A 19,388-nucleotide genomic window follows, 5' to 3' on the forward strand; every position below is an offset into this window, starting at 1 on the left:
TGATCTGAGCCGTGACGCCCGACCGCCTCGAGCAATGGCCCGGCCGGAACTGGCCGCTGGGTGCGACCTGGTCCCCCGAGTCGACGAACTTCGCGGTCCACGCGCCGGGGGCGACGCGGGCATGGCTCTGCCTCTTCGACGACGCCGACCACGAGACGGCGTACGAGCTGACCGAGCGGAGCCTCGGCGTCTGGCACGCGCGGATCCCCGGTGTTGCCGTGGGCACGCGCTACGGCTACCGCGTCGACGGCCCGTGGGAGCCCGCAGCGGGCCTGCGCTTCAACTCCACCAAGCTGCTGCTCGACCCGTATGCGCGCGCGATCTCCGGCGACATCACCCAGGACCCGGCGCTCTACGGCCACGACCTGGAGGAGCCGGGCAAGCCGAGCGCGCTCGACTCCGCGTCCGTCGTCCCCCGCAGCGTGGTCGTGCACGACGACTTCGACTGGGGCGACGACGCCCCGCTCCGCCTGCGCTGGCGCGACACCGTCATCTACGAGCTCCACGTCCGTGGCTTCACGAAGCTCAACCGCGACCTGCCCGAGCACCTGCGCGGCACGTACGCCGGGCTCGGCCACCCCACGACGATCGCCTACCTCACCGACCTGGGGGTGACCGCGGTGGAGCTCCTTCCGGTGCACCAGTTCTTCTCCGAGCCTGCCCTGCTCGACCGCGGCCTGGTGAACTACTGGGGCTACAACTCCCTCGGCTTCCTGGCGCCACACAACGCCTACTGCTCGGCGTTCGCCTCGGGAGGCGACCGGGGCGAGCAGGTCACCGAGTTCAAGCAGATGGTGAAGGACCTCCACGCCGCCGGCATCGAGGTGATCCTCGACGTGGTCTACAACCACACCGCGGAGGGCGGGGCGCTGGGGCCGACACTCAGCTTCCGCGGGCTCGACGACCTCGGCTCCTACCGCCGCGTGCAGCAGCCGGAGGACGCCGACGAGGATGCCGCCTGGGAGGACACGTACTGGGACGTCACCGGCTGTGGCAACACCGTCGACAGCTCGAACGCCAACACGCTCCGGCTGATCCTCGACTCCCTGCGCTACTGGGTCACCGAGATGCACGTCGACGGCTTCCGCTTCGACCTGATGTCAGCGTTGACGCGGACTGGGTACGCGGTCGACATGCACGGAGCCCTTCTCACCACCATCAACCAGGACCCCGTCCTGCGCCACGTGAAGCTGATCGCCGAGCCCTGGGACGCCTCGATGGAGGGCTACCGCGTCGGCCAGTACCCACCGCCATGGGTGGAGTGGAACGACCAGTACCGCGACACGATCCGCGACTTCTGGCGCGGCCAGTCCGACGGCATCCGCACGGTCGCGACCCGGATCGCCGGCTCCGCCGACCTGTACGCCGACGACGGCCGCTCGCCGTACGCGTCGGTGAACTTCGTGACCGCCCACGACGGCTTCACGCTGCGTGACCTCGTCTCGTACGACGCCAAGCACAACGAGGCGAACGGCGAGGAGAACCGCGACGGCACCGACAACAACCGCTCCCACAACTGGGGCGCCGAGGGCGAGACCGACGACGCGGCCATCGTGCAGACGCGGCACCGGATCGCCGCGAACCTGCTGGCCACGCTCTGCCTCTCCAACGGAGTCCCGATGCTGACCGCAGGTGACGAGCGCGGGCGCACCCAGGGTGGCAACAACAACGCGTTCTGCCAGGACAACAAGACCTCCTGGGTCGACTGGGAGGACGACACCTGGCTCGACCTGCACGAGATCACCCGGACCGCGCTGCGGATCCGCCGCGAGCACCCGGCGCTACGCCAGCGCCACTGGTTCGAGGGCCGCCCGACCGTCCGCGGCGGCCCGAAGGACCTCGCCTGGATCCACCCGACGGGCCGCGAGATGACCGACGGCGACTGGCACGACGACGAGCTCCGGGTGATCGGCATGTTCGTCTCCGGCTCCCCGCTGCGCGAGGCGGGCCCGCGCGGCGAGGTGCTCCACGATGCGTCGTTCCTGCTCTGGCTCAACGGCTCCGGCAACCCGTGCGAGTGCCAGCTCGCCGACAACCCGTGGGTGACCTCCGGCGTGGTGGTGCTCTCCACCGACGACGCGCTCCCCGTCGGCACACCGGTCAAGGCCGGGCAGACCATGCCCCTCTCGCCGCACTCCCTCGTCCTGCTCCAGACCCGAACGGATGACCACGCATGACCAGCACCCAGCACGTGACCCCTCAGGTGATCGGCCGGATTCCCGTCATGGAGGTCGCCCCCGTGATCGAGGGCGGTGCACTGCCCGCCAAGGCGGCGGTCGGCGAACCGTTCGCCGTCACCGCGCTCGTCTTCCGCGAGGGCCACGACGCACTCGGTGCGGAGGTCGTCCTCACCGATCCGCGCGGCAAGGAGCGCGCGCCGGTGCGGATGGAGCCGCTCGAGCACGAGCGCGCCCGCCTCTCCGCCACAGTCGCCGGCGACGAGGTCGGCGCCTGGACGTTCCGGATCCAGGCGTGGAGCGACCCACTCGAGACCTGGCACCACGCCGCGACCGTGAAGATCCGCGCCGGCGTCGACGTCGACCTGATGTTCGCCGAGGGGGTCGCCCTGCTCGAGCGCTGGCTGGCCGGCACCCGGATGACCCGAAAGGACCGGTCGACGGCAACGCGGATCCGCAAGCTCCTCGGCGACTCCCGGGCCGCCCTCGAGACCCGGCTGGCGGCGATCGAGTCGCCCGAGCTCGCGGAGCTCTTCGCGCGCTATCCGCTGCGCGACCTGCTCACGCTGACCCGCGAGCATCCGCTGTACGTCGACCCCGAGCGCGCGCTCGCCTCGAGTTGGTACGAGTTCTTCCCCCGCTCCGAGGGCGCGTACGCCGACCCGGCGACGGGCGCGCTCATCTCCGGCACTTTCCGGACAGCGGCCGAGCGGCTCCCCGCGGTGGCGGCGATGGGCTTCGACATCGTCTACCTGCCGCCGATCCACCCGATCGGCGAGGTCAACCGCAAGGGGCCCAACAACGTCGTCCTCGGCCCGGACGCAGAGCACCCCGCCGACTGGGTCGGCTCCCCCTGGGCCGTCGGCTCGAAGGACGGCGGCCACGACGCGATCCACCCCGACCTCGGGACCGAGGAGGACTTCGCGGCGTTCGTGACGACCGCCAACGACCTGGGCCTCGAGGTCGCCCTCGACTTCGCCCTCCAGGCCGCACCCGACCACCCGTGGGTGGCGTCGCACCCGGAGTGGTTCACCACCCGCGTCGACGGGTCGATCGCCTACGCGGAGAACCCGCCGAAGAAGTACCAGGACATCTACCCGGTCAACTTCGACAACGACTACGCGGGCATCCTGCAGGAGTCCGAGCGGATCCTGCGCCACTGGATGCGCCTGGGCGTCCGCACCTTCCGCGTGGACAACCCCCACACGAAGCCGGTCCGGTTCTGGGCCGACCTGCTCGCGGCGATCCGGCGTACCGACCCCGACGTCGTCTTCCTCTCCGAGGCCTTCACCCAGCCGGCGATGCTGCACGCGCTCGGCGCGGTCGGCTTCCACCAGTCCTACTGCTACTTCACCTGGCGCAACGAGCGTCGCGAGATCGAGGAGTACCTCCACGAGGTCTCCCACGAAACCAGCCACAAGGTCCGGCCGAGCTTCTGGGTCAACACCCCCGACATCCTCCCGACCTTCCTGCAGAGCGGCCTGCGCGCGGCCTTCCAGATCCGCGCGGTGCTCGCCGCGACGGGCTCTCCCAGCTGGGGCGTGTACGCCGGGTTCGAGCTGCTCGAGCACACCCCGCTGCGGCCCGGTGCCGAGGAGTACCTCCACTCGGAGAAGTTCGAGCTCAAGGTCCGCGACTGGGCCGGCGCCGAGGAGCGCGGCGAGTCGCTCGCGCCGTACCTCACCCGGCTCAACGAGATCCGTCGCAACCACCCGGCGCTGCGCCAGCTCCGCAACGTGACCGTCCACCGCACCGACGACGAGGCGGTCCTCTGCTTCAGCAAGCGCGACGTCGTGAGCGGCGACCTGGTCATCGTGGTCGTCAACCTCGACCCGACGACCGCCCGGGAGACGACGCTCCACCTCGACATGCCCGCGCTCGGCCTCGACTGGCACGACGAGATGGAGGTCCAGGACCTGCTCGCTCCCGGCACCTGGCGCTGGTCCGAGCACACCTACGTCCACCTCGACCCCGCCACCCGGCCGGCGCACGTGCTGGCCGTCCGGCGGCCGACGAGCGACTCGACGAGTGAGGAGCGATGATGACGGAGCCGGTTCTCGGCGAGCTCGACCTGCACCTGATCGCAGAGGGTCGCCACGAGCACCTCTGGGACGTGCTCGGCGCCCACACCCGCACCATCGGCGGCACGACCGGCACCTCCTTCACCCTCTGGGCTCCGAACGCCCGCGAGGTGCGGGTCATCGGCGACTTCAACCACTGGGACGGGCACGCGCACGCGATGCGGCGGCTCGACTCCTCCGGTGTCTGGGAGCTCTTCGTCCCGCACCTCGCCCCCGGCGTCGCCTACAAGTTCGCGGTGCTCGGCGCCGACGGCACGTGGCGCGAGAAGGCCGACCCGATGGCACGGCGCACCGAGGTGCCGCCGCGCACCGCGTCGGTCACCTTCGACAGCGCGCACGTCTGGTCGGACGGCGCCTGGATGGAGTCCCGCACCGACCGCCCCGACCTGACCGCGATGACGGTCTACGAGGTCCACCTGGGCTCGTGGCGCCGCCACCCCGACGGCTCGCCGTACGCGTGGGACGAGCTGGCCGAGCACCTCACGGCGTACGTCGTCGAGATGGGCTACACCCACGTCGAGCTGCTGCCCGTGATGGAGCACCCCTTCGGCGGCTCGTGGGGCTACCAGGTGACCTCCTACTACGCGCCGACCGCGCGCCACGGCGACCCCGACGGGCTGCGCCGGCTGGTCGACGCGCTGCACGCCGCGGGCATCGGCGTCATCCTCGACTGGGTGCCGGCCCACTTCCCCAAGGACGAGTTCGCCCTGGCCCGCTTCGACGGCACGGCGCTCTACGAGCACCCGGACCCGCGTCGCGGGGAGCACCCCGACTGGGGCACCTACGTCTTCGACTTCGGCCGTCCCGAGGTGCGCAACTTCCTCGTGGCCAACGCGCTCTACTGGCTCGAGGAGTTCCACATCGACGGCCTGCGGGTCGACGCCGTCGCCTCGATGCTCTACCTCGACTACTCGCGCAACGACGGCGAGTGGCAGCCCAACGTCCACGGCGGCCGCGAGAACCTCGAGGCGGTGCAGTTCCTGCAGGAGCTCAACGCCACGGTCTACCGCCGCGTGCCCGGCGCCTTCACGGTCGCCGAGGAGTCGACGTCGTGGCCGGGCGTCACGCGCGCCACGGAGCACGACGGCCTGGGCTTCGGCTTCAAGTGGAACATGGGCTGGATGCACGACACGCTGCACTACCTGCAGCGCGACCCCCTCTACCGCGGCCACCACCACGGCGACGTCACCTTCACGCTGGTCTACGCGTTCTCGGAGAACTACGTGCTCCCGCTGAGTCACGACGAGGTCGTGCACGGCAAGGGCTCGCTGCTCGACAAGATGCCGGGCGACCGGTGGAACCGCTTCGCCCACCTCCGCTCCCTCTTCGCGCTGCAGTACGCCCACCCGGGCAAGAAGCTCCTCTTCATGGGCGGCGAGTTCGGCCAGGCCGCCGAATGGGCCGAGCCCCGTGAGCTCGACTGGTGGCTGCTCGGCGAGCCCGAGCACGACGGGGTACGCCGGCTGGTCACCGACCTCAACGCCACCTATCGCAGCCTCACCTCCCTGTGGGAGACCGACGGCGACTCCTCCCGCTTCCGCTGGCTCGACACCGGCGACGCGGGCCACGACGTGCTCGCGTTCCTCCGGTGGTCGGCCGACGCCACCCCGGTCGTCGCGGTCGCGAACGTCTCCGGCGTCACCGTCGACGGCTACCGCCTCGGGCTGCCCAGCGCCGGGCGGTGGGCCGAGGTGCTCAACACCGACGCCTCGACGTACGGCGGGAGTGGAGCGGGCAACCTCGGCTCCGTCGAGGCGACCAACGACCCGTGGCAGGACCAGCCGGCCTCCGCGGTGCTCGTCGTACCTCCTGCCGGCGTCCTGTGGCTCACGCCCGCCCCCACGAACGGAGACCCCGCATGAAGGTGCTGAGCCTGATCCTCGCCGGCGGCGAGGGCAAGCGACTGATGCCGCTGACCGAGGACCGGGCCAAGCCCGCGGTCCCCTTCGCCGGGAGCTACCGGCTGATCGACTTCGCCCTGTCGAACCTGATCAACTCGGGCTTCCTCAAGTGCGCGGTGCTGACGCAGTACAAGTCGCACTCGCTGGACCGGCACATCTCGCTGACCTGGCGGATGTCGAGCATGCTCGGCAACTACGTGACGCCCGTGCCGGCGCAGCAGCGGCGCGGCAAGCAGTGGTACCAGGGCAGCGCCGACGCGATCTACCAGTCGATGAACCTCATCACCGACGAGCGACCCGACATCATCGTGGTCTTCGGTGCCGACCACGTCTACCGGATGAACGCGCGCCAGATGGTCGACGCCCACGTCGCCTCCGGCGCCGGCGTGACCGTCGCCGGCATCCGGGTGCCGCGGAGCCAGGCCAACCAGTTCGGCGTGATGACGGTCAAGGAGGACGGCACCACGATCGACGAGTTCCTCGAGAAGCCAACCGACCCGCCGGGGCTGCCCGACTCCCCCGACGAGATCCTCGCTTCGATGGGCAACTACGTCTTCACGGCCGACGTGCTCATCGAGGCGCTCGAGGCCGACGCCAAGGACCCCGCCTCGCTCCACGACATGGGCGGCGACATCGTGCCCGCGCTGGTCGCACAGCAGCAGGCCGCGGTCTACGACTTCAAGGAGAACGAGGTACCGGGCGCACTCGGTGCCGACCGGTCGTACTGGCGCGACGTGGGCACGATCGACTCGTACCACGACGCGCACCTGGACCTGGTCTCCGCGTCGCCCGAGTTCAACCTCTACAACCAGGAGTGGCCGATCTACTCGCTCCCCGCACAGCTGCCGGGCGCCAAGTTCGTCCACGGAGCCTCGGTGCGTGACTCGATCGTCTGCGCCGGCTCGATCGTCTCCGGTGCCAACACCGACTCCTCGGTGATCGGCACCGGCGTGCGCGTCGAGGACGGTGCCGCGATCCAGCGTGCCGTGCTCATGGACGGCGTGCAGGTCGGGCGCGGCGCGATCCTGCGCGACGTGATCGTCGACAAGAACGTCGTCATTCCGCCCGGCACACTGATCGGCATCAACCACGACGAGGACCGCCGCCGTGGCTTCCACGTCAGCGAAGGCGGCATCGTCGTGATCGGCAAGGGGCAGCACGTATGAGAGACGTCGAGCCGCTCCGTGCGAGCATCCTGACCCGCGAGTTCCCGCCCGACGTCTACGGCGGCGCCGGCGTCCACGTCACGTTCCTGACCCGCGAGCTGGCGAAGCTCTCCGGGGTCGACGTGGACGTGCAGTGCATGGGCGAGCCGCGACCGGGCGCCACCGCGCACTCCGAGAAGGATGAGCGCCTCGCGTCGGCCAACTCCGCACTGCGCGTCCTCTCCACCGACCTGTCGATGACGGCCGCCGCCGAGGGGGCGGACATCGTCCACTCCCACACCTGGTACGCCGCGATGGCCGGCCACTGGGCCAAGCTCCTGTACGGCGTGCCTCACGTCATCACGGCCCACTCCCTCGAGCCGGACCGGCCGTGGAAGGCCGAGCAGCTCGGGGGCGGCTACGCGCTCTCGTCGTGGGCGGAGAAGACCGCCTACGAGGGCGCGGACGCGGTCGTCGCGGTCAGCAGAGCGATGGTCGGCGACATCCAGCGGGCCTACCCGGAGGTCGACCCGTCACGCATCCACGTGATTCACAACGGCATCGACGCCGAGCTCTACTTCCCCGACCCGTCCCGGGACGTCCTGGAGCGGGTCGGCGTCGACCCCTCGCGGCCGTACGCCGCATTCGTCGGCCGGATCACCCGGCAGAAGGGTGTCGCCCACCTGCTGCGCGCGGCCCTCGACTTCGACCCGGAGCTGCAGCTGGTGCTGCTGGCCGGGGCCGCCGACACCCCCGAGCTCAAGGACGAGACCGATGCCGCGATCGCCGAGCTGCACGCACGGCGTACGGGGGTCTTCGTGGTGTCGGAGATGCTGCCGCCGGAGGATGTCCGGCAGGTGCTGAGCCACGCGCTCTTCTTCTGCTGCCCGTCGGTCTACGAGCCGCTGGGCATCGTCAACCTGGAGGCGATGGCGTGCGGGGCTGCGGTCGTCGCCAGCCGCGTCGGCGGCATCCCGGACGTGGTGCTCGACGGCGAGACCGGCCTGCTGGTCGACTACGACCCCGCGGACGCCGTCGGCTTCGAGGCCGGCATCGCGGCGGCCGCCAACCGGCTCGTCACCGACCGCGCGCTCGCCGAGGAGCTCGGCAAGGCAGGCATGGAGCGGGCCCGCGGCCAGTTCGGCTGGGGCCCGATCGCGGAGCAGACCGCCGCGCTCTACCGCTCGCTGCTTTGACGCTGCTGCAGAGACGGGCGCGCTGGCGCCAAGACCGGCGGTGCCAAACTGTCAGACTGACAGTTTGGCTCCGTCTGACAGTTCCGAACTGTCACGGGCGACCGAAACTGTCAGCCTGACACTTTGGCGCGGGCCCGGGCGGGAGTGCGGCGGCACCCAGCGGCCGGCGATTGGCCGCCCCCCACAGCGCGTCAGGCGCCGAGCGCGGCGCTCACGATCTCCTTCGCCTCGGCCTGCACCTGGGCAAGGTGATCGGCGCCGCGGAACGACTCGGCGTAGATCTTGTAGACGTCCTCGGTGCCCGACGGCCGGGCCGCGAACCACGCCGACCCGGTGGTGACCTTGAGGCCGCCGATCGCTGCGCCGTTGCCCGGGGCGGCGGTCAGACGCGCGGTGATCGGCTCGCCGGCCAGCTCGACGGCGGTGACGTCCTCGGAGGCGAGCCGGGCCAGGCGCGCCTTCTGCTCCCGATCGGCGGGGGCGTCGATGCGCGCGTACGCCGGGGCGCCGTGGCGGTCGGTCAGCCCGCGGTAGAGCCCACTCGGCGACTGGCCGGTGGCTGCCTGGATCTCGCTGGCCAGGAGTGCCAGCACGATGCCGTCCTTGTCCGTGGTCCAGGTCGTGCCGTCCCTCCGCAGCAGGGAGGCGCCTGCGGACTCCTCGCCGCCGAAGCCCATCGAGCCATCGATCAGGCCGGGCACGAACCACTTGAAGCCGACCGGCACCTCCTCGAGCGGCCGGCCCACCTCGGCGGCGACCCGGTCGATCATCGACGAGGAGACGAGCGTCTTGCCGATCCGGGTGCCGGCCTGCCACCCAGGACGCGCGCCGCCGAAGAGATAGCCGATCGCGACCGCGAGGTAGTGGTTGGGGTTCATCAGCCCGTCGGGTGTCACGATGCCGTGACGGTCCGCGTCGGCGTCGTTGCCGGTGACGAGGTCGAACTCGTGCCGGCGCTCCAGGACGCTCGCCATCGCGTGCGGCGAGGAGCAGTCCATGCGGATCTTGCCGTCCCAGTCGACGGTCATGAAGCGCCACGTCGGGTCGACCAGCGGGTTGAGGACGGTCAGGTCCAGGCCGTGGCGCTCCGCGATCGCGGCCCAGTAGTCGACGCTCGCGCCGCCGAGCGGGTCGGCGCCGATGCGGACGCCGACCTCCCGGATGCGGTCGAGATCGACGACGGACGGGAGGTCGTCGACGTACGCGCCGAGGAAGTCGTAGCGGCCGGCACGGGCGAGGGCGACGCTCACGGGCACCCGGCGTACGTCGGCGAGGTTGCCCGCGATGAGCTCGTTGGCGCGCTCGGCGATGACGCTGGTGGCGTCGGTGTCGGCGGGGCCTCCGTGGGGCGGGTTGTACTTGAAGCCGCCGTCAGCGGGCGGGTTGTGCGAGGGGGTGACGACGATGCCGTCGGCGAGCCCCGGGCCCTCGGTACGCCCGCCGTTGGCGCGGATGATCGCGTGCGAGAGCGCCGGCGTCGGGGTGTAGCCATCACGGGAGTCGATCAGCACGGTGACGTCGTTGGCGGCGAGCACCTCCAGCGCGGTGACCCACGCGGGGTCGGAGAGGGCGTGGGTGTCACGACCGAGGAAGAGCGGGCCGGTGTAGCCGCAGCGGGCGCGGTACTCACAGATCGCCTGGCTGGTCGCCGCGATGTGGGCCTCGTTGAAGGAGGCGGTGAGCGAGGAGCCGCGATGGCCGCTGGTGCCGAAGACCACGCGCTGGTCGGGGTCGGCCGGGTCCGGATCGACGGTGAAGTAGGCGGTCACCAGGCGCGCGACGTCGACGAGGTCGCTCTCGGTGGCGCGCGTTCCGGGCTGTGTCATCGGGCTTCGGACCTCTCGTCGGGCGGATGAGTGAACCGTAATGTGAGACTTTTGCCTTTTGCAATACCTAAGATCCTGGCCTGGAATGCACAATGGGCCCATGACGATTCGCTGGGGTGTCGCGGGCACCGGCAAGATGGCCGACGGTTTCGTCCGCGACTTCGCGCACGTGCCCGACGCGGCGATCACCGCCGTCGGCTCGCGGCGCCCGGAGTCCGCCGGGACCTTCGCCGGGCGCCACGGCATCGCGACGGCCCACGGTTCCTACCGCGCGCTGATCGAGGACCCGGACGTCGACGTCGTCTACATCGCGACGCCGCACCCTCAGCACCACGCCATCGCCACGGCGGCCATCGAGGCAGGCAAGGCGGTCCTCGTCGAGAAGGCGTTCACCGCCACGCTCGCCGGCGCGCAGGAGATCGTCGACCTGGCCCGGGCACGCGGCATCTTCTGCATGGAGGCCATGTGGACCCGCTTCCAGCCGGTCGTCGCGCACGCCCGTGACCTGGTGGCGGCCGGCACGATCGGTGAGGTCCGCATGGTCCAGGCCGACCTCGGCGCGTTCCGCGCGTACGACGAGGACGACCGTCTCTTCGCACCCCATCTGGGCGGCGGCGCGACCCTCGACCTGGGGGTCTACGTCGTCTCGATCGCGCAGCACTTCCTCGGCCGGCCGGACCGGGTGCACAGCTCCGGCACGCACTTCCCCAACGGCGCCGACGCCAGTGTCAGCATCCTGCTCGGCTACGACGACGGCCGTTCGGCGGGGCTCCTGGCCAGCCTCGAGAGCGAGACCCCGGGCCGTGCAGTGATCGCGGGGACGAGCGGGTCGATCGAGCTGGTGCCGCGCTTCCACCACCCCGACACCCTCGTCGTACGCCGCAACGGCGAGCCGGCCGAGACCGTCGTTCGTGCGCCTGTCGGCCGCGGCTATGCGCACGAGGCGATCGAGGTGAACCGCTGCCTCGCACTCGGCCTGACCGAGAGCCCGGTCGTTCCCCTCCAGGACACCCTCGACGTCCAGTGGGCGATGGAAGAGGTGCTGACCCAGCTCGGCATCACACCGAGCGAGGACACCACACCCCTCTGACCCTGCCGCCGGTCCCGGCTGGCTGCCTCAGGCGAGACCGTGGATGCGCGCACACTCCAGCGCCATGTGCGCCCGCGCCAGCTCGACAGGGTGACCCAGGTCGAGGCCGGTGAGCTGCTCGATCCGCTTGAGCCGGTAGCGGACCGTGTTGCGGTGCAGGTGCAGGTCGCGCGCGGCGGTCGAGGTCGAGCCGCCGGCCACGAGCCAGGTGCGGGCGGTCGCGACGAGCAGGTCGCGGTCCTCGGCCGGCAGGTCGAGCACCGGCCCCAGCACCGAGCGGGCCAGCGCCTCGGCCTGCCCGGGCGCGGTCGCGAGGAGCACCGCGAGGGGGTGCTCGTCGAAACGGACCAGCTCGCGCGTGCCCGGGGCGGCTGCGGTCGAGGCGATCCGCGCCTCGCGCAGCGCCTCCGGCGCGCGGGTGAGCGCGTCGAACGTCGTGCTCACGCCCACCCTGCCCAGGGCGACCGTGGAGACCAGCGCGGCGAGGCTGTCGCAGGCCACGTCGCGCCGGAGCTCGACCAGGCCGTCCTGCCGGTCGTGCTCCAGCCGCCAGGCCGAGGTGACGTTGTGCCGCCGCAGCACCTGCTCGATCCCGGGAAGGCCCTCCGTGCCCGGCTCCGGGCACTCCGCCGAGACGACGACGAACGTCCCCGACCGCCGCATGCCCAGCACACCGGCCGAGCGCCAGAGCTCGTCGGACTCCCCCGCCTCGCCCCCGAGCACCGCGCCGACCAGCGCCGTACGCCGCTGGCCGTCGCGGCGGACCTGGTCGCTGAGGGCGGCGCGGTAGCTCTCGGTGACCTGGAGCGACAGCCGGTCCGTGACCGCCCAGATGTCCGCAGCGGCGCGCAGCAGCGCCTCCCTGGTCTCGGAGGTGGCGTGGCTGACCAGCAGCTCCCAGATGAACCGTCCACCGACCCGGAACGCCTGGAGCACCGCGTCGTACGGCACGCCGCTCTCGGCGCGGATGGCGCCCGTCGCGCGCGTGGCGCCGCTCGAGGGCCGGTCGAGCCCGGCGAGCTCCTCGAGGACGTCGCGCAGGTTGGCGGTCGTGGAGGCGACAACCGTGTCGAACGGCGCCAGCCGGTCGTCGGCGTACGCCGGCACGGTGGCACGGATCAGGTCCGCCATCGCACGCCCGTGTGCCTCCACCTCGGGGAGCAGCGCCGCGCTGAGCGCGCGGACCTCGGGAGCGACGTCGGTCTTGGCCATGCGCTGAAGGTAGGGGCGGTTGTGCGTGCGCACAACTACGAGCTGGGCGATTCGTGGCACCGGGCCGAAGCGCCCGGGCCCCCACCGGTGGCACCTTGGACGTGTCGAAGCCAGCCCACCCGTCGCACCCAGGAGCAGCCCGTGAGCACCAATGCAGACCGCCTCGCCAACGCCGCCGTCCCGCTCGACGTCCTGCTCGTCGACGCCGCGCTCGGCCCGATGCGGCGCTTCGTGCCGGACGTCTCCACGGCGAAGTGGGCGATCTCCCTGGCCCGTCAGCCACGGATGACCGCCAGTCGGCTCGCCGGACTCGGTGCGGAGGCCGGTCGGATCGCCGTCGGCTCCTCCGAGATCACCCCGCGCCGCGGCGACCGCCGGTTCACCGACCCCGGCTGGCAGGAGAACCCGCTGCTCAAGCGCGTCTCCCAGCTCTACCTGGCGGCGGGTCGGACCGCCGAGCAGCTCGTCACCGACGCCGCCCTGCCCGGCCGTGACGGCAAGCGGGTGCGGTTCTTCGTCGAGAACGTGACCGAGGCGCTCTCCCCCAGCAACCTCCCGCTGGTGAATCCCGCGTCCGCCAAGGCGGTCATCGAGACCGGCGGCCTCAGCCTGGTGCGCGGCGGCAGGCAGCTGGCGAAGGACCTGGCCTCCTCGCCGCGCGTGCCGGAGATGGTGGACACGACCGGCTTCCGGGTCGGCGAGAACATCGCCGCCAGCGAGGGCGCGGTCGTCTTCCGCAGCGAGGTGCTCGAGCTGATCCAGTACACCCCGCAGGGCGACGAGGTCTACGAGGTGCCGATGCTGGTCGTGCCCCCGACCATCAACAAGTTCTACGCGGTCGACCTCGCGCCCGGGCGGAGCCTGGTCGAGCACGGCATGCAGCAGGGTCGGCAGATGTTCCTGATCTCGTGGCGCAACCCCGACGCCCGCCACGCGCACTGGAACTTCGACACCTACGTCCGCGCCATCCTCGACGCCCTGGACGCCGTCGAGGAGATCACCGGCACGGAGAAGACCACCCTCGGCGGCATCTGCTCGGGCGGCATCCTGGCCAGCATCACCGCCGCCTACCTCGCCGGCATCGGCCGCGAGGACCGTCTCGCAGCACTGGCGCTGGCCGTCACCGTCATCGACAACCACGACGCCGGCACCGTCTCCGCCCTCTCCGACCCGCGGCTGGCCGCGCTCGCCAAGAAGCGCTCGGCGAAGAAGGGCTACCTCGACGGCCGGACCCTCGCCGAGGTCTTCGCCTGGCTCCGCCCCGGCGACCTGATCTGGAACTACTGGGTCAACAACTACCTGCTCGGCAAGCGCCCGCCGGCCTTCGACATCCTCTTCTGGAACGCCGACACCACCCGGATGCCGGCCGGCCTGCACGCCGACTTCGTGGACATGGCCGCGGGCAACCTGCTCACCGAGGCGGGCGGCGTCACCGTGCTCGGCGTACCGATCGACCTGGGCAAGGTCACCGTCGACTCCTACATCGTGGCGGGTATCGCCGACCACATCACGCCGTGGGAGAACTGCTACCGCACCACGCAGCTCCTCGGCGGCACGAGCAGGTTCGTGCTCTCCACGTCCGGCCACATCGCGGCGCTCGTCAACCCGCCGGGCAACCCGAAGGCGACGTACCACGTCAACGACGAGGTCACCCCGGACCCGAAGGCGTGGCTCAAGGGTGCGGAGACCCGCCAGGGCACGTGGTGGGTCGACCTCAGCGCCTGGCTCGCCGAACGCGGCGGCGCGCGGGTGCCTACCCCCAAGGAGCTCGGCTCGACCCGTCTGCCCGCCCTGGCCCCTGCTCCCGGCACCTACGTCTTCGACAAGTGAGGAGCTCGATGGAGTCGTCGCTGTGCAACGTCACCGTGGCCGGTCACGCCGTGCGCGTGGCCGTCCGGCCGGGCACCGGCACCGGCACGCCACTGCTGCTCTGCAACGGGATCGGCGCGAGCCTCGACCTGCTCCAGCCGTTCGTCGACGAGCTCGACCCGGCGATCGAGGTGGTCAGCTTCGACGTGCCGGGCGTGGGCGGGTCGCCCGATCCGCTCGTGCCGTACAACTTCGCCTTGCTCACCTGGTTCGTCGGCAGGCTGATGGGCGAGCTGGGCCACGACCATTTCGACGTCCTCGGCATCTCGTGGGGCGGCGGGCTCGCGCAGCAGGTCGCCTTCCAGAACCCGCGGCGCTGCCGCCGGCTGGTGCTGGTCAGCACCGCCACCGGCTCACTCATGGTCCCGGCCCGGTTCGACGTCCTGCGCAAGATGGTCACGCCCCGGCGCTACCGCGACCCGGAGTACGCCGTGCAGGTCGCCGCCGAGCTCTACGGCGGCAAGCTGCGCGACGACCCGGGCCGGGTGAAGGCGCTCATGCACGACGAGTCACGCGTCGGGTCGAAGAAGGGATACCTGCTGCAACTGCTCGCCGGCGCCGGCTGGTCCAGCCTCCCGGCACTGCCCTTCCTCCGGCAGCGAACGCTCGTCCTGGCTGGCCGCGACGACCCGATCATCCCGCTGGTCAACGCGCGGATCATGACCCGCCTGATCCCCCGGGCCCGGCTCCACGTGTACGACGACGGCCATCTCGGCCTGGTGACGTCAGCCGACGAGCTGGCGCCGCGAATCGCCGCCTTCCTGCTGGCGGACTGAGCGGCCGCCGCTCAGGCGCGACGGGCGCCGAGCCGCTGGCTGACCTGGCGCGCGCCGTGCGCGACGAGGTCCGCCGGCGGAGCCGGGTCGTCAGCGGGATAGGTGACCGCGATGCCCGCGACCGGGTGACCGTTGTGGTCGACGACCGGCACCGCGATGCTCCGCAGGCCGGGCGTGACCTCGCCGTCCTCGACCGCGTAGCCACGTCGACGCGTCTCGGTGAGCACGGTGCGCAGGGCGGTCGGCGACTGCGGTCCGCTGCCGGTCCGATCCGTGAACGCTGCGCGGTCGGGATAGAGCGCCCGCACCTGGCTCGGCGAGAGGCTGGCCATGATCGCGCGTCCGCTCGCGGTGAGGTGCGCCGGCAGGCGTACACCGACGTCGGTGACCAGGTGCGGCCGCCCGGGCGCTCGCTCCTCGAGCACGTAGAGGACGTCGCGGCCGTGCAGGACCGCGAGGTGGGCGCTCTGACCCACGCGGTCGACCAGCTGGGCCAGCGGTCGACGCGCGATCCGCTGGAGCGGGGCCTGACGGGAGAAGCCGCTGCCGACCTCGAACGCGCTGACGCCGAGGCCGTAGCGCCGCTCCTCGGGCAGGTGCACCACGAAGCCCTCGTCGATCATCGCGTTGACCAGGTGGTACGTCGTGCTCCGGGGAAGCTCGCAGGCCCGCATGATCGACTCGATCGGGACCGGGTCGGCCTGGGAGGCGAGGTAGCGCAGCACGCGCAGGGTGCGGGTCGCTGCAGGCACGTTGCTCATGCGGCGATCGTGCCACCCGCGACAGCAGCTCGTCTCGTATCCGAGATGCCAGCATGTCTCGGATACGAGATAGCGACGCCGTGCCAACCATGGCGGAACGGCCCCCGCGGGGCTGGAATGGAGACATGGCTGAACACGTCACAATCGGAGTCGGTCCCGTCTCGATGGCAGAGGTCGTCGCCGTCACCCGCGGCGGCGCCGCGGTCACGATCGGCGAGGACGCACTGACCGCCATCGACCGCGCACGGGCCGTCGTCGAGGAGCTCGCTGCCGCACCCGTGCCGGCGTACGGCATCTCCACAGGGTTCGGCGCTCTCGCGACCCGCCACATCCCGACCGAGATGCGCACGCAGCTGCAGAAGTCCCTGGTCCGCTCGCACGCCGCTGGCTCCGGCCCCGAGGTCGAGCGCGAGGTGGTCCGCGGCCTGATGCTGCTCCGCCTCTCCACCCTCTGCACCGGGCACACCGGCGTACGCCGCGAGACGGCCGAGCTGCTCGCCTCCTTCCTGACGCACGGCATCACCCCGGTGGTCCGCGAGTACGGCTCGCTCGGCTGCTCCGGCGACCTCGCGCCGCTGTCGCACGTCGCGCTCGCGCTGATGGGCGAGGGCGAGGTCCGCGACGCGTCCGGCACCCTGATGCCGGCTGCCGAGGCGCTCGCTGCCGCCGGCCTCTCCCCCGTCGAGCTCGGTGCCAAGGAGGGCCTCGCGCTCATCAACGGCACCGACGGCATGCTCGGCCAGCTGGTCATGGCGATCACCGACCTCCGCGACCTGCTCAAGGTCGCCGACATCGCCGCCGCGATGTCCGTCGAGGGCCAGCTCGGCACCGATCGGGTCTTCGCCCCCGAGCTGCAGGCGATCCGGCCGCACCCCGGCCAGGCCTCCTCCGCCGCCAACCTGACCCGCCTCCTCGCCGACTCCGGCGTGGTGGCCTCGCACCGTGGCCCCGACTGCAACCGCGTCCAGGACGCCTACTCCCTGCGCTGCACCCCCCAGGTACAGGGCGCCGCCCGCGACACCGTCGAGTACGCCGCCTCCGTCGCCGGTCGCGAGCTGGCCTCTGCCGTCGACAACCCGGTGGTCCTCGGTGAGGAGGGCCGCGTCGAGTCCAACGGCAACTTCCACGGCGCCCCCGTCGCCTACGTGCTCGACTTCCTCGCGATCATCGCCGCAGACGTCGCGAGCATCTCCGAGCGGCGCACCGACCGCTTCCTCGACAAGGCCCGCAACCACGGGCTGCCGCCGTTCCTCGCCGACGACCCCGGCGTCGACAGCGGCCACATGATCGCGCAGTACACCCAGGCCGCGATCGTCTCCGAGCTCAAGCGGCTGGCCAACCCGGCCTCCGTCGACTCGATCCCCTCGAGCGCCATGCAGGAGGACCACGTCTCGATGGGCTGGTCCGCTGCCCGCAAGCTGCGGAAGTCCGTCGACGGCCTCACGCGCGTCCTCGCCATCGAGGTCCTCACCGCTGCCCGTGCGCTCCAGTTGCGCGCGCCCCTGACTCCGAGCCCCGCCACCGGCGCCGTCGTCCAGCTCCTCAGGGACCACGGCGCCAGCGTGCCCGGCCCGGACCGCTACCTGTCCCCCGAGATCGAGACGGCCGTCTCGCTCGTCGCCTCCGGCGCGGTTCTCGCCGCCGCCGAGTCCGTGATCGGAGAGCTCGCATGACCACCACCGACAACCCCCGTCTGCCGATCCACGCCGCCACCGGCACCGAGCTGTCCGCCAAGTGCTGGCAGACCGAGGCGCCGCTGCGGATGCTGATGAACAACCTCGACCCGGAGAACGCCGAGCGTCCCGAGGATCTGGTCGTCTACGGCGGCACCGGCAAGGCGGCCCGCAGCTGGGAGGCGTACGACGCCCTCGTGCGCACGCTGCGCGACCTCGAGCCCGACGAGACGATGCTGGTCCAGAGCGGCAAGCCGGTCGGTGTCATGCGGACCAGCGAGTGGGCGCCGCGTGTGCTCATCGCGAACTCCAACCTGGTCGGCGACTGGGCCAACTGGGAGGAGTTCCGCCGCCTCGAGGAGCTCGGCCTGACGATGTACGGCCAGATGACGGCCGGGTCGTGGATCTACATCGGCACCCAGGGCATCCTCCAGGGCACCTTCGAGACCTTCGCGGCCGTGGCCGACAAGCGTTTGAACGGGACGCTGGCCGGGACCATCACGCTCACCGCTGGCCTCGGCGGCATGGGTGGCGCCCAGCCGCTCGCGGTGACGATGAACGACGGCGTCGCGATCTGCGTCGACGTCGACGACACCCGGATCAAGCGCCGGATCGAGCACCGCTACCTCGACGTGCAGGCCGACTCGCTCGACCATGCGCTGTCGCTGGCGGTCGAGGCCCGCGACGAGAAGCGCGCGCTCTCCATCGGCCTCCTCGGCAACGCCGCCGAGATCTTCCCCGAGCTCCTCGAGCGCAAGGCGCCGATCGACATCGTCACCGACCAGACCTCCGCCCACGACCCGCTCTCCTACCTCCCGGTGGGGGTGCCGTTCGAGGAGTGGCACGAGCGCGCCGCGGCGGACCCGGCCGGCTTCACCAAGGAGGCCCAGGCCTCGATGGCCGCGCACGTCCGCGCAATGGTGGAGTTCCAGGACGCCGGCGCCGAGGTCTTCGACTACGGCAACTCGATCCGCGACGAGGCTCGCAAGGGCGGCTACGACCGGGCCTTCGAGTTCCCCGGCTTCGTGCCGGCGTACATCCGCCCGCTCTTCTGCGAGGGCAAGGGTCCGTTCCGCTGGGCCGCGCTCTCCGGCGACCCGGAGGACATCCGCAAGACCGACGAGGCGATCCTCGAGCTCTTCCCCGACAACGCCCGGCTGCACAAGTGGATCCGCATGGCGCAGGAGCGCGTGCACTTCCAGGGCCTCCCCGCGCGGATCTGCTGGCTCGGCTACGGCGAGCGCCACCTGGCCGGCCTGAAGTTCAACGAGATGGTCGCGTCCGGGGAGCTGAGCGCACCCATCGTCATCGGCCGCGACCACCTCGACTGCGGCTCGGTCGCCTCGCCGTACCGCGAGACCGAGGCGATGCTCGACGGCTCCGACGCCATCGCCGACTGGGCGCTGCTCAACGCGCTGGTCAACACGGCCTCCGGGGCCACGTGGGTCTCGATCCACCACGGCGGCGGCGTCGGCATGGGCCGCTCCATCCACGCCGGCCAGGTCTGCGTCGCCGACGGCACCGACCTCGCCGCGCAGAAGATCGAGCGCGTACTCACCAACGACCCGGGCATGGGCGTCATCCGCCACGTCGATGCGGGCTACGACCGCGCCGTCGAGGTCGCGGACGAGCGCGGCGTCGCCATCCCCATGCAGCACGAGCAGGGCCAGGAGGGCTGATC

Annotated in this window: 13 protein-coding genes; 10 read left to right on the top strand and 3 right to left on the bottom strand. The window is 71.5% G+C overall.

The features are described 5' to 3' along the window. The first annotated feature begins 11 nt into the window (after nucleotides 1-11). From glgX to glgA, 5 genes are read left to right on the top strand one after another with little or no spacing between them, the layout of a single operon-like run. Nucleotides 12-2,177, top strand: a complete 2,166-nt coding sequence (glgX, locus tag VLF38_RS02195; protein WP_325269653.1) for a glycogen debranching protein GlgX — start codon at nucleotides 12-14, stop codon at nucleotides 2,175-2,177. After that, on the top strand, nucleotides 2,174-4,219 hold the full coding sequence (locus VLF38_RS02200) for a maltotransferase domain-containing protein (protein WP_325269654.1): 2,046 nt from the start codon (nucleotides 2,174-2,176) through the stop codon (nucleotides 4,217-4,219). The genes glgX and VLF38_RS02200 overlap by 4 nt, the downstream gene beginning before the upstream one ends. Further along, entirely contained in the window at nucleotides 4,219-6,120 is a 1,902-nt protein-coding gene (gene glgB, locus VLF38_RS02205; protein ID WP_325269655.1) for a 1,4-alpha-glucan branching protein GlgB, read from the top strand. Before VLF38_RS02200 ends, glgB begins: the two co-directional genes overlap by 1 nt. Further along, nucleotides 6,117-7,325 carry a glucose-1-phosphate adenylyltransferase gene (gene glgC / locus VLF38_RS02210; protein WP_325269656.1) on the top strand — a complete coding sequence of 403 codons (1,209 nt, stop codon included), beginning with the start codon at nucleotides 6,117-6,119 and terminating at the stop codon, nucleotides 7,323-7,325. Before glgB ends, glgC begins: the two co-directional genes overlap by 4 nt. Further along, entirely contained in the window at nucleotides 7,322-8,500 is a 1,179-nt protein-coding gene (gene glgA / locus VLF38_RS02215; RefSeq protein WP_325269657.1) for a glycogen synthase, read from the top strand. Before glgC ends, glgA begins: the two co-directional genes overlap by 4 nt. Nucleotides 8,501-8,691: 191 nt before the next feature. Here glgA and pgm read toward each other — a convergent pair whose 3' ends face one another. Beyond that, nucleotides 8,692-10,326 (bottom strand): phosphoglucomutase (alpha-D-glucose-1,6-bisphosphate-dependent), encoded by a 1,635-nt coding sequence (gene pgm, locus VLF38_RS02220; RefSeq protein WP_325269658.1) that lies wholly within the window; start codon nucleotides 10,324-10,326, stop codon nucleotides 8,692-8,694. Between the two features lie 100 nt (nucleotides 10,327-10,426). On the opposite strand from pgm, the gene VLF38_RS02225 reads away from it, so the two are divergent. After that, complete coding sequence (locus VLF38_RS02225) at nucleotides 10,427-11,416, top strand: Gfo/Idh/MocA family oxidoreductase (RefSeq protein ID WP_325269659.1); 990 nt, start codon at nucleotides 10,427-10,429, stop codon at nucleotides 11,414-11,416. Nucleotides 11,417-11,443: 27 nt separating this feature from the next. Here the strand turns inward: VLF38_RS02225 and VLF38_RS02230 are convergent, their stop codons facing one another. Further along, a complete protein-coding gene (locus VLF38_RS02230; protein WP_325269660.1) occupies nucleotides 11,444-12,628 on the bottom strand; it encodes a PucR family transcriptional regulator in 1,185 nt (394 codons plus the stop codon). A 141-nt stretch (nucleotides 12,629-12,769) separates the two neighbouring features. On the opposite strand from VLF38_RS02230, the gene VLF38_RS02235 reads away from it, so the two are divergent. Both VLF38_RS02235 and phaZ read left to right on the top strand, forming a co-directional pair. Further along, on the top strand, nucleotides 12,770-14,458 hold the full coding sequence (locus tag VLF38_RS02235; protein WP_325269661.1) for a PHA/PHB synthase family protein: 1,689 nt from the start codon (nucleotides 12,770-12,772) through the stop codon (nucleotides 14,456-14,458). A gap of 8 nt (nucleotides 14,459-14,466) precedes the next feature. After that, nucleotides 14,467-15,273: a poly(3-hydroxyalkanoate) depolymerase gene (gene phaZ / locus VLF38_RS02240; RefSeq protein WP_325269662.1), complete on the top strand. Its 807-nt coding sequence runs from the start codon at nucleotides 14,467-14,469 to the stop codon at nucleotides 15,271-15,273. Between the two features lie 11 nt (nucleotides 15,274-15,284). Here phaZ and VLF38_RS02245 read toward each other — a convergent pair whose 3' ends face one another. Continuing rightward, entirely contained in the window at nucleotides 15,285-16,034 is a 750-nt protein-coding gene (locus tag VLF38_RS02245; RefSeq protein WP_325269663.1) for an IclR family transcriptional regulator, read from the bottom strand. 125 nt (nucleotides 16,035-16,159) lie between these two features. Between VLF38_RS02245 and hutH the strand changes: the two genes are divergently transcribed. Further along, complete coding sequence (gene hutH / locus VLF38_RS02250) at nucleotides 16,160-17,707, top strand: histidine ammonia-lyase (protein ID WP_325269664.1); 1,548 nt, start codon at nucleotides 16,160-16,162, stop codon at nucleotides 17,705-17,707. Further along, the gene (gene hutU, locus VLF38_RS02255) at nucleotides 17,704-19,386 is read left to right on the top strand and encodes a urocanate hydratase (RefSeq protein ID WP_325269665.1); all 1,683 of its coding nucleotides are present in this window, start codon (nucleotides 17,704-17,706) and stop codon (nucleotides 19,384-19,386) included. The genes hutH and hutU overlap by 4 nt, the downstream gene beginning before the upstream one ends. Nucleotides 19,387-19,388 lie beyond the last annotated feature (2 nt).

Origin of the sequence: Nocardioides sp. (genome assembly GCF_035481145.1) — a bacterium.
Lineage (GTDB): Bacteria > Actinomycetota > Actinomycetes > Propionibacteriales > Nocardioidaceae > Nocardioides.

Bases quoted from the DNA above. Each gene is read 5' to 3' on its own strand.
- VLF38_RS02200 (WP_325269654.1), top strand. From the start codon at position 2,174: ATGACCAGCACCCAGCACGTGACCCCTCAGGTGATCGGCCGGATTCCC.
- glgB (WP_325269655.1), top strand. From the start codon at position 4,219: ATGACGGAGCCGGTTCTCGGCGAGCTCGACCTGCACCTGATCGCAGAG.
- glgC (WP_325269656.1), top strand. From the start codon at position 6,117: ATGAAGGTGCTGAGCCTGATCCTCGCCGGCGGCGAGGGCAAGCGACTG.
- glgA (WP_325269657.1), top strand. From the start codon at position 7,322: ATGAGAGACGTCGAGCCGCTCCGTGCGAGCATCCTGACCCGCGAGTTC.
- pgm (WP_325269658.1), bottom strand. From the start codon at position 10,326: ATGACACAGCCCGGAACGCGCGCCACCGAGAGCGACCTCGTCGACGTC.
- VLF38_RS02225 (WP_325269659.1), top strand. From the start codon at position 10,427: ATGACGATTCGCTGGGGTGTCGCGGGCACCGGCAAGATGGCCGACGGT.
- VLF38_RS02230 (WP_325269660.1), bottom strand. From the start codon at position 12,628: ATGGCCAAGACCGACGTCGCTCCCGAGGTCCGCGCGCTCAGCGCGGCG.
- phaZ (WP_325269662.1), top strand. From the start codon at position 14,467: ATGGAGTCGTCGCTGTGCAACGTCACCGTGGCCGGTCACGCCGTGCGC.
- VLF38_RS02245 (WP_325269663.1), bottom strand. From the start codon at position 16,034: ATGAGCAACGTGCCTGCAGCGACCCGCACCCTGCGCGTGCTGCGCTAC.
- hutH (WP_325269664.1), top strand. From the start codon at position 16,160: ATGGCTGAACACGTCACAATCGGAGTCGGTCCCGTCTCGATGGCAGAG.
- hutU (WP_325269665.1), top strand. From the start codon at position 17,704: ATGACCACCACCGACAACCCCCGTCTGCCGATCCACGCCGCCACCGGC.